This window comes from Rhizobium sp. TBD182, from assembly GCF_001950375.1.
GTDB lineage: Bacteria > Pseudomonadota > Alphaproteobacteria > Rhizobiales > Rhizobiaceae > Agrobacterium > Agrobacterium tumefaciens.
The window spans coordinates 947386-959647 of sequence record NZ_BDLN01000001.1; the positions used below are offsets into that span (position 1 = coordinate 947386).

General features: G+C 60.3%; 13 protein-coding genes and 1 pseudogene. 6 read left to right on the forward strand and 8 right to left on the reverse strand.

Annotated elements, in window-relative coordinates; all coding sequences use genetic code 11:
• Positions 1 to 117 precede the first annotated feature (117 nt).
• From T18_RS04755 to T18_RS04765, 3 genes and pseudogenes are all read right to left on the reverse strand, one after another.
• Positions 118 to 726, reverse strand: a pseudogene (locus tag T18_RS04755) (class I SAM-dependent DNA methyltransferase).
• A gap of 34 nt (positions 727 to 760) precedes the next feature.
• Complete coding sequence (blaOXA, locus tag T18_RS04760; RefSeq protein ID WP_003512067.1) at positions 761 to 1582, reverse strand: class D beta-lactamase; 822 nt, start codon at positions 1580 to 1582, stop codon at positions 761 to 763.
• A 150-nt stretch (positions 1583 to 1732) separates the two neighbouring features.
• Positions 1733 to 2212: a YcgN family cysteine cluster protein gene (locus T18_RS04765; RefSeq protein ID WP_019564095.1), complete on the reverse strand. Its 480-nt coding sequence runs from the start codon at positions 2210 to 2212 to the stop codon at positions 1733 to 1735.
• 255 nt (positions 2213 to 2467) lie between these two features.
• Here T18_RS04765 and T18_RS04770 point away from each other — a divergent pair, with 255 nt between their 5' ends.
• Both T18_RS04770 and T18_RS04775 read left to right on the forward strand, forming a co-directional pair.
• Entirely contained in the window at positions 2468 to 4663 is a 2196-nt protein-coding gene (locus T18_RS04770) for a transglycosylase domain-containing protein (protein ID WP_013635720.1), read from the forward strand.
• A 181-nt stretch (positions 4664 to 4844) separates the two neighbouring features.
• Positions 4845 to 5303, forward strand: a complete 459-nt coding sequence (locus T18_RS04775) for a VOC family protein (protein ID WP_019564096.1) — start codon at positions 4845 to 4847, stop codon at positions 5301 to 5303.
• 6 nt (positions 5304 to 5309) lie between these two features.
• Here the strand turns inward: T18_RS04775 and T18_RS04780 are convergent, their stop codons facing one another.
• Complete coding sequence (locus T18_RS04780; RefSeq protein ID WP_038490321.1) at positions 5310 to 6209, reverse strand: LysR family transcriptional regulator ArgP; 900 nt, start codon at positions 6207 to 6209, stop codon at positions 5310 to 5312.
• Between the two features lie 296 nt (positions 6210 to 6505).
• On the opposite strand from T18_RS04780, the gene T18_RS04785 reads away from it, so the two are divergent.
• On the forward strand, positions 6506 to 7114 hold the full coding sequence (locus T18_RS04785) for a LysE/ArgO family amino acid transporter (RefSeq protein ID WP_038490318.1): 609 nt from the start codon (positions 6506 to 6508) through the stop codon (positions 7112 to 7114).
• Here T18_RS04785 and T18_RS04790 read toward each other — a convergent pair.
• Positions 7111 to 8499: a M20 family metallopeptidase gene (locus T18_RS04790; RefSeq protein WP_038490316.1), complete on the reverse strand. Its 1389-nt coding sequence runs from the start codon at positions 8497 to 8499 to the stop codon at positions 7111 to 7113. The genes T18_RS04785 and T18_RS04790 overlap by 4 nt on opposite strands.
• A 108-nt stretch (positions 8500 to 8607) precedes the next feature.
• Here T18_RS04790 and T18_RS04795 point away from each other — a divergent pair, with 108 nt between their 5' ends.
• Both T18_RS04795 and T18_RS04800 read left to right on the forward strand, forming a co-directional pair.
• Entirely contained in the window at positions 8608 to 9195 is a 588-nt protein-coding gene (locus tag T18_RS04795) for a DUF1214 domain-containing protein (protein ID WP_003512054.1), read from the forward strand.
• Positions 9188 to 9736 carry a membrane protein gene (locus T18_RS04800; protein WP_013635715.1) on the forward strand — a complete coding sequence of 183 codons (549 nt, stop codon included), beginning with the start codon at positions 9188 to 9190 and terminating at the stop codon, positions 9734 to 9736. The genes T18_RS04795 and T18_RS04800 overlap by 8 nt, the downstream gene beginning before the upstream one ends.
• A gap of 20 nt (positions 9737 to 9756) precedes the next feature.
• Here T18_RS04800 and T18_RS04805 read toward each other — a convergent pair whose 3' ends face one another.
• Entirely contained in the window at positions 9757 to 9945 is a 189-nt protein-coding gene (locus T18_RS04805; protein WP_038490312.1) for a hypothetical protein, read from the reverse strand.
• A gap of 555 nt (positions 9946 to 10500) precedes the next feature.
• Here T18_RS04805 and T18_RS04810 point away from each other — a divergent pair.
• Positions 10501 to 11409: a DUF2336 domain-containing protein gene (locus tag T18_RS04810; RefSeq protein WP_162163072.1), complete on the forward strand. Its 909-nt coding sequence runs from the start codon at positions 10501 to 10503 to the stop codon at positions 11407 to 11409.
• 58 nt (positions 11410 to 11467) lie between these two features.
• On the opposite strand, the gene T18_RS04815 is transcribed toward T18_RS04810, so the two are convergent.
• Both T18_RS04815 and T18_RS27535 read right to left on the reverse strand, forming a co-directional pair.
• Positions 11468 to 11821 (reverse strand): DUF1491 family protein, encoded by a 354-nt coding sequence (locus T18_RS04815; protein WP_003512046.1) that lies wholly within the window; start codon positions 11819 to 11821, stop codon positions 11468 to 11470.
• A gap of 112 nt (positions 11822 to 11933) precedes the next feature.
• A partial coding sequence (locus tag T18_RS27535; protein ID WP_323455189.1) for a peptidoglycan-binding domain-containing protein occupies positions 11934 to 12262 on the reverse strand: 329 nt, incomplete at its 5' end.

Below are 12262 nucleotides of genomic sequence, written 5' to 3' on the forward strand. Positions count from 1 at the left end.
CTTTCGCCCGTTTATGGCTACTATGTAAGGATTCCCATCATGGGAAGGTCAAGGGATAAGGACATTTTTTATCGCACACACAATCGTGAGTGCCTGGCAGGGCTCTGAATTCGATAGTTACGCCGCCACACGTCTGGCGAGATAAATCGTCGCCCCACCGCAATCGGGATCGTTGACGATGTGGTCGAGAAGTCGAAACCCGTGCGCGGCAAGCAGGCTTTCATATTCGTCGCAAGCGAGGCTGGCATGGTAAAGCGGCTTTCCCTGAAGGGTCCCCGTCGCTTCCCCGTGTCCCGGCCCGGCCGTGAACATCAGTGCGGCGCCGTCATTGGCGTGCTGCCGGAAAATACCGAACATGCGGCGCTGATCGTCGGCCTTCAGATGGAAAAAACTATGCCAGGCAATCAACCCGTCGAAGCGGCAACTCAACACGAGTTCACGCATATCGGCGACCACCCAGCGCTTTTCCGGAAATCTGGTGCGGCAAATTTCTATCAGGGGATATGACGTATCGATGCCGGTCACGTCATATCCGTTGCCGATGAAGTAGCCGGCGATCGGCTCGCCTGAACCGCAGCCGATATCGAGGATGGATCCGCCCTGCGGCAAAAGCGACGTGAACCGATCCAGCTAGGGTTTTTCGGCAAGGGAGCGACCGCGCAGCCTGTCGAAATCGGCCCCATGGTCGGTATAGAGCTTGATCACATCGTTGGAGGCGTCCGCCATGTCCGCTTTTCCTTGGGGCTGGCCAGCCGTATAATCATCTGTGCACCGCCAGCCGGGCAATATCGCGCAGGAAGGCGTCGCGAACTGCGGGGCCGAGCGGTTCACTCGACGGCTTGTCGGCAACGCGAAGCCTTGCGAAGACGATGTGCTGGCCTTCGCGCTCCGCCCAGCCAACGAACCAGCCGAAGGGGCGGCTTCGGTCGGGGTTGCCTTTTTCGTCGCGCATGAAGCCCGTGCCGGTCTTGCCGTGCACGCTCCAGCTCTCCGGCGCATCGAACACCGGCACGATCGCCCGCGTCTTTGCCTGCGCGTCGCGCGAAACCGGCAGATTTCCGGCCAGAAGGCGGCGGATGAAGCCCACCTGCTCGACCGGGGAAACGGTCAGGGAAGCGCCGAGCCAGGAATGGGTGAGACCGTTATTCTTGCCGGGCTCACCCGAGACATCGGCATTGCCGTAACCCAGACGTTTGACATAGGCGGCGAATTTTTCCGGGCCGAGGCGGCGGGTGAGTTCGCGCGAATACCACAGCACCGAATCCTGCTCCCATATGGTCGGATCAACCGTCTTGCGGTCCTGCGCGCGGGCTTCCGTGCCGGGTTTCCAGTCCCATGCGGGGGTCTTGTCATCCAGCAGGATGCCGGCGTCATAACCAATCAGCGCCAACGGCACCTTGAAGGTGGAGGCCGGCGCCACGCGCTGATCGCAGGCGCCCTGCTGGTTGATGACAGCGCCGGTCTCGATGGAGGTGACCAGCGTGCATTCAAAAGCCTGCGATTGCTGGGCGGAGGCGGAAAGCGGCAGAATACCCTGAAGGGCAATGCACGAAAGAACGATGGCGGGCAGCCGATAGCGCATGCGTTTTGATGTCCCTCGTCCGCATTCTGCGGATCATATGCCGGAATGGATGAACGGCGGCCCTTGTTTCAGGCATGCCGTTATTCCGAAACATGCCTTAAGAAAACGATGGGGCAGGAATAGGACCAACACGAAAATTGGCGACTTCCGTCAGCTATTCTCTTTTTCGCCCGCCGTCTCACCCACTGTGAGCGGCCAGTCCACCACATAATCCTCGAAATCGTCAACCTCCACGTCCAGCTCGTTGACGGTGCGGCCGCGCGCGGAAATGCCAGCCTGATGCACCGTGTTCACGTCGCCGGAGACGAGATAGTGCCACCAGTACAGATCCTTGCCATCGCGTACCAGCGCATAGGCGCAGGTGGGCGGCAGCCAGCCGATTTCGTGCACCTTTTTCAAATCCAGCTGGATACAGTCCGGCACGGTGGCGCGGCGGTTCTCATAGTCGGAGCACCGACAGCTTTCGCCGTCGAGCAGCTGACAGCGGACCGACGTGAACACCACTTCGCCGGTGTCCCAATCTTCCAGCTTGTTCAGACAGCACAGGCCGCAGCCGTCGCACAGGCTTTCCCATTCCTGGCCACTCATCTCTTCCAGTGATTTGGTTTTCCAGAACGGCGCGTCATTCATCGTTAACATTTCCGTTCCATTTTGATCTCTTGGAGGGCAAGGTTTAACCGATCCCTAATCCTTAATATCGTATCGCCAAGGGCTGGTTTGTACGATATTTTAGCATTTTGGCGAGTGGCAAAGGGTCATTGACCCGCGAGAGGCCGCCGCGTCAAGCAATTCCAGCAGAACCATGTCATGGTTTTGCGTCCGGAATTGGATGAAGCGCAGAAACATCGACAATCCGCGTTGCGTTGAACAGGAAAACATCGCCAGGTGCAGGAAGAAAAAGACGATAAAAACGGTCGCAAAAAGCGGCACATCCTGCTGAGAATCGATAGCTTTATCGACTCCGGCCTGTGGACGGCTGCGGCAAGGCTGGTGGATTTCTGGGAAGACGTCACCATTGCCTCGCGCAAACTGCATGTGCGCGGCTGGAAGAAGCTTCTCGTCAACCTGACCTGCGACGCGCTGACCTTCGGAACGGCCGGCTGTGTCGTTCTTCTGGCGCTTGCCATGCCCGCCTTTGAGGAGACCAAGAAGGACTGGCGTTATCGCGGTGATTTTGCCGTGACCTTCCTTGACCGTTACGGCAACACCATCGGCCATCGCGGCATCATCCATGAGGATTCCGTCCCGATCGACCAGATGCCGGATCATTTCATCAAGGCGGTTCTGGCCACCGAAGACAGGCGTTTCTTCGACCATTTCGGCATCGATTTCATCGGACTTGCACGCGCCATGAGCGAGAATGCCCGCGCCGGCGGCGTCGTGCAGGGCGGCTCGACGCTGACGCAGCAGCTTGCCAAGAACCTGTTCCTTACCAATGAGCGCTCGCTTGAGCGCAAGATCAAGGAAGCCTTCCTCGCGCTGTGGCTCGAGGCCAACATGTCGAAGAAGGAAATCCTCAGCCTTTATCTCGACCGCGCCTATATGGGCGGCGGCACGTTCGGGGCAGCAGCGGCGGCGCAATTTTACTTCGGCAAGAACCTGACCGATGTCACGCTTGCCGAATCCGCCATCCTCGCCGGCCTGTTCAAGGCGCCGGCTAAATACGCACCGCATGTCAACCTGCCCGCCGCACGTGCGCGCGCCAACACCGTGCTTTCCAACCTGGTGCAGAGCGGGCTGATGACCGAGGGTCAGGTGATCGGCGCGCGGCGCAATCCGGCCACCGTCATTGACCGCGCCGATGTGAAGGCCCCGGATTATTTCCTCGACTGGGCGTTTGACGAGGTACAGCGGCTGGCGGCGCAGGGCAGGTTCAAGGACCATACCGTCGTCGTGCGCACCACCATCGATACCGGGCTGCAACAGGCAGCCGAGCAGGCGATGGAAATGGAGCTGCGCGAGTATGGCGAGGGCTACCGCGTCAAGCAGGGCGCGATGGTGATGATCGAAAACGGCGGCGCGTTGCGCGCCATGGTCGGCGGGCGTGACTACGGCGAAAGCCAGTTCAACCGCGCAACGGCGGCGCTGCGCCAGCCGGGATCCTCCTTCAAGGTCTATACCTACTCGGCCGCCATGGAAAAGGGCATGAAGCCGGAGACGCTGATTTCCGACGCGCCCGTGACCTGGCGCGGCTGGTCTCCGCAGAATTATGGCCGCTCCTACGCGGGCAAAGTGACGTTGCAGGTGGCGCTTGCCAAATCCTACAACACCGTGCCGGTGCGTCTCGCCAAAGACGTGCTCGGCACGCAGGTGATCGTCGACACCGCCAAGGCGATGGGCGTCGCCACGCCGCTGCGCAGCGACAAGACCATTCCGCTCGGCACATCGGAACTGACGGTTCTCGATCAGGCGACGGCCTATGCCGTGTTCCCGGCCGATGGCATGCAATCGCGCCGCCACGGCATCGAGCAGGTGCTGGATTACGAGGGCAAGGTTCTCTACGATTTCGGCCGTGACGAGGAACCCGCCAAGCGGGTGCTTTCCGAAGAGGCCAATTCGAAGATGAACCAGATGCTTGTCACCATTCCCGTGATGGGAACGGCCAGGCGCGGCGCGCTTGAAAACGGCATCGTTTCCGGCGGCAAGACCGGCACGTCGCAGGCTTACCGCGACGCCTGGTATGTGGGCTTCACCGGCAACTACACCACGGCGGTCTGGTTCGGAAACGACGATTTCACGCCGATGAACAACATGACCGGCGGCGCGCTTCCCGCCATGACCTTCAAGCGGCTTATGGACTACGCCCATCAAGGCATGGAGCTGCGCCCCATTCCCGGCATCCAGAACCCGCTGCCGACAGGCGCGCGCCCGCAGCCTTCGGCCCAGGTCGCTGCCGCATCCGCCACCGCTGCACCAGCCATGCCGGCACTCACCCGCCCACGCTCGCTCTCAGCCGAAGCAACCCGCGTCATCCGTTCCATCGCCAAGAAGATGAAGGAAGCCGCGCCTTTGACCGTCACGACGCAAAAGGTTGCGGATGCGTCGTTGCGGGATGGCCCGGGGGATGCGGCCCGGCGGTGACGGCTTGGCAACCTTGGCTCATAATGCTGAAGGCGTTTTTCCCTCCAGATTGCTGCCTGCACCCGGCTTTAGAAAAATCCATATTTGGTGCTTGACCTCAATCATGGTTGAGGTTGCACAGTCCGGTTGCAAGAAAGCGAATGCCCGAAAGGCGCAGCGCTAAGGCAATTGAGGACAGGAAATGGTGAAAGTAAAAGCATTGTTCGAGACGCATTTGACGGTTTCGAACCTGGAACGCTCGGTTGAGTTTTATCGTAATGTTGTCGGTCTGGAGCTGGCACAACGATTCCCTGAACGGAATGTGGCGTTCTTCTGGACCGGCGAACGTGGGCATTCGATGCTTGGCCTATGGTCCATCCAGTCCGCACCCATCAATATGAGACTGCACATCGCCTTCAGCGTCGATTTTGATCAGCTTCTCGCCGCACCGGACTATCTACGCCGGAACGGCGTAACGCCGCTCGGTTTTGACGGCGAAAAGGAGATCGACGAGCCCGTCGTCTTTCCATGGATGCCGGCAGCCAGCGTCTATTTCAAGGATCCCGACGGCCACTCGCTGGAATATATCGCGTTTCTTGGCGGTGAAGCAAAACCGCAGATTCCGCGCGTGTTGAACTGGAGCGAATGGCAGACTATTTGATCTGCCTCAGGAAAGAAGCGCCGCCCGTGCTGTTTCCACCACATGGGCGGTGAGCGTGCCGAGGCGTTCAGCGGCGAGCCGATTGACCTGCCAGTAAAGCGGGATATCGAGCGGCGTGCCGGGAACGACTTCCACAAGCCGCCCCGCCTCAAGGTGCTCTCCCACCAGCTGCACCGGGTTGAGGCCCCAGCCCATGCCGGCAAGACTTGCCTTCACGAAACCGTCGGTCGAGGGCAGCCAGTGGGTGGGATAGGATATATCCTCACCCAGCGCTTTTTTGATCCAGCTGGCCTGCAGCCTGTCCTTCTGGTTGAAGGTAAGCCCCGGCGCGCGGGCAAGCGTGGCGGGCGCGACGCCATCGGAGAAATGGCGCGCCATGAAAGCCGGGCTGGCGGTGGCGTGATATCTGAGCACACCGAGAGCCAAGACCCGGCAGCCCTGCACAGGCCTGGCATGGGCGGTGACGGCGGCGAGCACCCTGCCCCCGCGCAGCCATTCCACCGTATGGTCCTGATCGTCCACCGCGATGTTGACGAGATAGTCGCTGCCACCGGTGAATTTCGAAACCGCGTCGAGAAACCATGTGCCGAGACTATCGGCATTGGTGGCAATGTTGAGTGTGACACGCTCTGCCGCCGCGCCCGCTTCCGAAAGAACCGGAAGCTGCCGGAACAGTTCGGTTTCCAGCATGCCGACATGGTCCATGTGCCGGCAGAGCCACTCGCCCTTTTCCGTCGCCACGCAAGGATTACCGCGCACGATCAGCACCACGCCGAGGCGCTCCTCCAGCTGCTTGATACGCTGGGAAACGGCCGAGGGCGTGACACACAGCACCTGTGCCGCCTTCTCAAAGCTGCCAGTCTGGGCCACGAGCGCCACGGCGCGCATGGAAGGATAGTCCAGCATCACAAGCCTCCTTGTAAAGATTGATATGGGCGTGGTTGGCGGGAAGCGTCCGGGCAGTAGCAGTAGCACTCTCCTCTTCCCTCATTCCTGTCCTTGTCACAGGAATGAGGGTCAGGCGAGGTGCCCGCACATGAAATCGCCCTGTCGTATAGTTTTTGCCCGTCATTATTTTTACTTACTTGAACTGAGTTTGTTTAATTTGATTAAACCATGTGAGGGAAATATCAAAGCACTCGGTCTGGAAGCGGTGGCATCATCCATCCGCACAGGCAGAGACAAAAGGCAGCAGCCAGCACATGGACATTCAGATCTTCTTCACCGGCCTGACGATGGGTCTCAGCCTCATCGTTGCCATCGGCGCGCAGAATGCTTTCGTTCTGAAGCAGGGGCTGGCGCGCTCCCATGTCTTTGCCGTCTGTGCCACCTGCGCGATTTCCGATGCGCTGCTGATCACCGTCGGCGTCTTCGGTTTTCAGCGGATAAGCGCCGTCATGCCGGCGTTCGATCCCATCATGCGGTATGCCGGTGCGGCGTTTCTCATCTGGTATGGCGCGAAAAGCCTACATTCGGCCCTGCGTTCGTCGGAGGTGCTTTCGGTGGCGGAAAGGCGGGAGGCGAGCTTGTGGCAGACGCTTGCCATTTGCCTGGCGCTGACCTTTCTCAACCCGCATGTCTATCTCGATACCGTCGTGTTGCTCGGCACCATCTCCACGCAATTTCCCGGCTTTGAAAAAACCTTCGCGGCGGGTGCCGCCACCGGCTCCCTGCTGTTCTTCTTTTCGCTGGGTTACGGCGCGCGCTGGCTGCGCCCGATCTTCGAAAAGCCGTCCGCCTGGCGCATCCTCGAAGGGGTTATCGCCTTCACCATGTGGGCCATCGCCTTCAAGCTGGTCATGGGCGCTTAAAGCGGAGGGGTTTCTCCCTCCCCGAGGTCCCAGTAAAGCCCGGCCATGATGGCAAGCGCCTCGCGGGCAATCTCTTTCGGCAGATGTTCGTTCGGCGCATGCTGCGAGCAGCCGGGATAAGAATGCGGCACCCAGATGGTGCGCAGTTTCAGTATATCGGCAAAGATATCGTTGGGCAGCGAGCCACCCAGATTGGGAAGAAGTGCCGGTTTCTTGCCCGTCGTGCGGGCCATGGAACTCAGAGTGAAGCCGACCCATGGGTCCTGCGGATCGAGCCGCGTGGCGCGGAAAATCTCGTCGCCGGCGGGTACGATCCGCACCATGCTGAACCCCTGCCGGTCGAGATGGCGGCGAATGGCGGGCAGCACCGCTTCCGGATCGATGCCGACAACGAAGCGCAATTGCAGCCGCGCCCATGCCCGTGGCGGAATGGCATTGACCGGCGCGCGCGGATTGCCGGTCTCAAAGGCCAGCACCTCCAGCGCGCACCAGCCGAACACACGTTCGGCGGTGGAAAGGCCGGGCTCGCCCCAGTCAGGATCGATTTTCGGACCATCCGGGCCGCCATCGATCTCGCAATCGGCAAGCGCGTCACGCACGGCCTGCGGCAGCTCCTCGGGCACCAGTTCGGGCACGCGGATCTGCCCGGATGGGCCAACGAGGCTTGCCATGGCATGCGCCAGCTGGACGCCGGGATTGGACAGCGCCCCGCCCCAATTGCCGGAATGATGGCCGCCTTCCCGCGCCTCGATCACCAGATCGAAGGTAATGCCGCCGCGCGCACCGAGAAAAACGGTCGGCCGCTCCGCATTCAGGCGCGGGCCGTCGGAGGCGATCAGAAGATCGGCTTTCAGCCGCTCGCTATAGTCCCGGCAAACTTCCCTCAAGCCGGGAGAACCCCTCTCCTCGCCCATCTCGATCAGATATTTGGCGTTGAACCCAAGTCTTCCACGCGTCTCCAGCACCGCTTTCAGCGCCGCCATGTTGACCGAATGCTGCCCCTTGTTGTCGGCGGTGCCGCGCCCGTACCACCTTCCATTGCGCTCGGACATCACGAAAGGCGAAAGGCCTTCTGCCCAGCCGTCGTCAAGACCACGCACCACATCGCCGTGGCCATAACCCAGCACGGTCGGCAGATCTTCATCCTCGAAACGTTCGGCGATCAGAAACGGCAAATCCGCCGCCGGGTCGCGCAGGATCGTGCAGGAAAACCCCATGGCGGTGAAAGCGGGCTGCATTTCGCGCTCCAGATAGAGCGCCAGCTCGGCACCGCGCGCCTTATCCTGGCTTTCGGTGCGCAGCGAAACGCGCCGCGCCAAGTCCTGCTCGAACCTGCCATCGTCGAAAAAGCGGGTGGCGTGGTCGATGGCGGCTTGTCGCGACATGGTGGAATCCCTCTTCTGGTCATTTCCATCAAGACTAAACAAGGCGTACCATTTTCCAAACAGGGAATCAGTGATAGTCCTCGACCTGTTCAAAAACGGGAAAACAGCGTGTTTCGAGTTCCATTCCTTGTCGGCATCGCCCTATTGATCGCCTTTGGCGGCGGCATTGCCGCGACGCTGGCAGCACTTGAGGCGACATCCGGCTTCGGCTCGATCCGCATCGGCTCATGGGATGCCTTTCCGGAAGCGCAGACGATCGAGGCCGATCCCTACGCCAAGTCGCACCGCGCCGATGCCGGCAAGCTGCTTTATGGAACGGCGGAAGGGCTGGCCTTCACCGCCTCCGTCGACAGCGACGGCCAGCGTCTGACCGGCGAATGCCGTTACCAGCTGGCGGGCGCCGTGCCGCCCTCGCGGTTCTGGACGCTCTATACCGCCGACCAGCAGGGCAATGTTCTGGCGGAAGATGCCGGACGACCCTTTGCGCTCAATTCGCGCACGCTGCTGCGCAGCGCCGATGGCGGCATCGACATCACCATTGCACCCGATGCCCAGACCTATAACTGGCTGGCCGTGCCGCAGGGGCAGACATTCAAGCTGGTCATGACGCTGCTCGACACGCCGGTTGCCGGCAGTTCCGGCCTTATCGACATCGCCATGCCGCAAATCCGCAAGCTGGGGTGTGGCAATGCTTAGGACCCTGCTCGCCATCCTCACCGGCCTTGTCGCCGCCGCCGTGCTGCATGTTGTCATTCTTCTGGCGATACCGCATTTCAGCAATCGCGACGCCTATACCCGCGCCTTGGCGGAAGGTAAGCCGCATCAGTTTCATCTTCTCGAAGAAACGACGGAGAAAAAGACACTGGGAAGCGGCGATCCCTTCATGCGGGTTGCCGTCTGCACCTTCAATATCGAGGAAAAGCCCGTCAGGCTGACGGCCATCGGCGCGGTGCCCTTCTGGTCGGTCGCGGTTTACGACAAGGCGTCGAACGAGGTGTTCAGCATGAACGACCGCACGTCCGCAGGCGGGGTGATGGATATTCTGGTGGCGGATTCGGTGCAGATCGCGGCCATTCGCAAGGCCCAGCCGCCATCGCTTTCACAGGCCATTCTGGCGGAATCGGATCAGACGGAAGGGTATGTGGTGTTGCGGACCATGGTGCCGCAGCCGAGCTTCGGGGAAGAAGCGGAACGGTTCCTGAACGAGGCGAAATGTCAGCCGACACCTTGGAAATAGCGCCGGTCAACCAAGCGTAATCAGGATTTGAAGACGGTTTCCGGTGCGGGCTTGCGCTTGCGCGCATCCTTGCCAGCCGGTTCCGTATCGCGTTTTTCATAACGCACGCCGGTAAACAGCACGACCTTTGCCGGGCCCATAACCTTGCCGGACATTCCGGCCGGGCGCAGGCTTCGTCGGGCTTCGGCGATTGGAATAATAACTGCCATGCTCGTCTCCTCTTCGGGAGTCAATGTTGCCCATGGGAACCGCGCAAGCCTCGTCTTGCGTCGGGAATTTCATCACCATCACATTGCGCATAATCCAGCCCACAGACTGGTTTTCGCACGACCCAAAAATCGATGGCGATTTTGCAAGGTGTCGTGCGCATATCAAGGCTTCGGCATGCCATTTTCGAAATTATTCTATCAATCAGAATAACATGGAATCCTAATACTGCCCATGAAATTAGAAACAGACAGAGGTTAATGATCCGTTAACCCTAATCGCCGGGCGCCAACTTATCCTTCATAAAGCTGCACCCGTTGAAAACAAAGGCGAGACGGCAAGGTTCCATGACGTTTTGTCCGTCACGAAGGTTTTAAAATTTCCTTGTTGATAAACGCACAATAACGCTTGCCACCCCCCATAGTTAACAGGGTGTCAACGGATTTGCTCTAATTTGAACCGATATTGTGTTTGCGTTTTTGTTGGGTAGTGCGTTGACCGACCGGTTTCGAGAACTTGAGAGGCCAAGAGCCGTGAGGAAGAAAGATGTGGTGCTAATGGCCACTGTCACGAATTTTGAGACTGTTCCCCATCCGTCAAAAACGGACCTTCGGCAGTTTGCCGAGCTTTTCATGCCGCTTTTCAACGCTTCCACCGAAGAGGCCAAGCGGGAAGCCATTGCAGCGCTTTCCCAGCATCCCAACGTGCCTTCGGCGGTTGCCTTCTTCATCGCCTGCCAGCCGATTTCCATTGCCGCCCCCTTCCTGATTTCGTCGAAGTGCCTTGATGACGACACGCTGATCACCATTGCCCGCACGCAAGGGGCCGCCCATGCGCGCGCCATCGTGCGGCGCGAGGACCTGTCGCCGACCGTCATCGACGCGCTTGTCGGCCTGCGGCACATGGAAGACCTGAAGCGACCCGATGACGCGACGCCTCCCGCCATGCCGGAGCCCGCCATTGCGCAGCCGGCAGACGCGCAGATCAAATCCACCGCCATGGAAGAGGAAATGCGCCAGCGCATCAAACGGATGGCGCATCAGCTCAGCCGCCCGGAAAGCGACGTTCTTGGCCTGCGCCGCCTGAGTGACGTGCAGGAAGCGCTGCTCGTGCGGTTCGCGCGCGAGCGTGATGCGCGGCAGTTTGCAGTGACGCTGGCGGATTCGCTGTCGTCCAGCTACTGGCTGTCGGAGCGCATCATGCTCGACATATCAGGCACGCAGCTCGCCACCACCCTCATCGGGCTCGGCATGGAATTTTCCGAAGCCGCCTTCATATTGCAATGCTTCTATCCGCATCTTGCCGCCGCCGAAGGCGACATGAGCCGCGCCGAGGCCATGCTCGACCGCCTCGAAATCATTGAATGCGAAGAGCGGGTGGAAAGCTGGCGGCGCGCCGACAGCTACACCCACGGCCGCGAACGACCGAACCACAGCGCACCTGTCATTCACAGAACGGGGACGTGAGGGTTAAGGCGGCCACCCCTCGCCCGGAGCAATTCCGGGCGCAAAGCTGCTGCACGCTTTAAATCTTCGGTTGGTCCACCAGCGTCAGGAGAGTGCCGATCTCGTCCGTTTCGATCTCGACGACCCACAGATCGCTGTCGAAGCGCCGCTCCCTTTCGAGAAGAGCAGCACTTTCCTCCCCCTCCACTCCCGCAAGGCGCGTCTCGAAACGGCGTTCGGCCCGGACTTCCTCGTCCTCGGCAAAACTCTGCGGCGCGGGTCCATAGAGGTTTTCGCGGCCATCACGAAGGCGCTGGCGGATGAAGATCGCACCGGCCTCTTCCGCACCCTTCTTTTCGACAGCGGCAAAGCCACCAGCGGAAAACACGCGGCGGATAAGGGCTGATACGAAGATTTCGGATTTGAGGCGCATTGGGGTGCTTTCGATGGAAGCGGCAGGCCGCTGCCTGTCCGTGTTGTTACGCTCTCTTCTTTCCTCGTTCCTGCGCTTGTCACAGGAATGGAGAGAGTTGAGACCCAGTCCCCTAAAGCGCCCCGATCGATTTCAGCTTCTTCAGCACGGCTTCGCTCGGTTCACCGGTCTCCGGCAGGCGGTAGTGTTTTTCGAAATGGCGGATGGCGTTGCGAGTCTGCTCGCCGGCCACACCGTCCACCTTCACATCGGCATAGGCGATATTGATCAGTCCCTGCTGGATCTTTGCAATCAGATCGCGGCTCACCGGCTTTGAAGCGGCGGCAGCGCTGTTCAAGGAGACCGGTTCGGCCTTGGGACGAGGCGCTTCAGCCTTGCGGATTGCGGCCGCGACCGGGTCGATCTCAACGCCGCCGCCGGTGTTGGCGTCGGAAGGCCGAT

What these genes read in the sequence shown, in the direction of transcription:
- blaOXA (WP_003512067.1), bottom strand. Translation starts at nt 1,582, where the DNA reads ATGCGCTATCGGCTGCCCGCCATCGTTCTTTCGTGCATTGCCCTTCAG.
- T18_RS04765 (WP_019564095.1), bottom strand. Translation starts at nt 2,212, where the DNA reads ATGAATGACGCGCCGTTCTGGAAAACCAAATCACTGGAAGAGATGAGT.
- T18_RS04775 (WP_019564096.1), top strand. Translation starts at nt 4,845, where the DNA reads ATGGTGAAAGTAAAAGCATTGTTCGAGACGCATTTGACGGTTTCGAAC.
- T18_RS04780 (WP_038490321.1), bottom strand. Translation starts at nt 6,209, where the DNA reads ATGCTGGACTATCCTTCCATGCGCGCCGTGGCGCTCGTGGCCCAGACT.
- T18_RS04785 (WP_038490318.1), top strand. Translation starts at nt 6,506, where the DNA reads ATGGACATTCAGATCTTCTTCACCGGCCTGACGATGGGTCTCAGCCTC.
- T18_RS04790 (WP_038490316.1), bottom strand. Translation starts at nt 8,499, where the DNA reads ATGTCGCGACAAGCCGCCATCGACCACGCCACCCGCTTTTTCGACGAT.
- T18_RS04800 (WP_013635715.1), top strand. Translation starts at nt 9,188, where the DNA reads ATGCTTAGGACCCTGCTCGCCATCCTCACCGGCCTTGTCGCCGCCGCC.
- T18_RS04805 (WP_038490312.1), bottom strand. Translation starts at nt 9,945, where the DNA reads ATGGCAGTTATTATTCCAATCGCCGAAGCCCGACGAAGCCTGCGCCCG.
- T18_RS04810 (WP_162163072.1), top strand. Translation starts at nt 10,501, where the DNA reads ATGGCCACTGTCACGAATTTTGAGACTGTTCCCCATCCGTCAAAAACG.
- T18_RS04815 (WP_003512046.1), bottom strand. Translation starts at nt 11,821, where the DNA reads ATGCGCCTCAAATCCGAAATCTTCGTATCAGCCCTTATCCGCCGCGTG.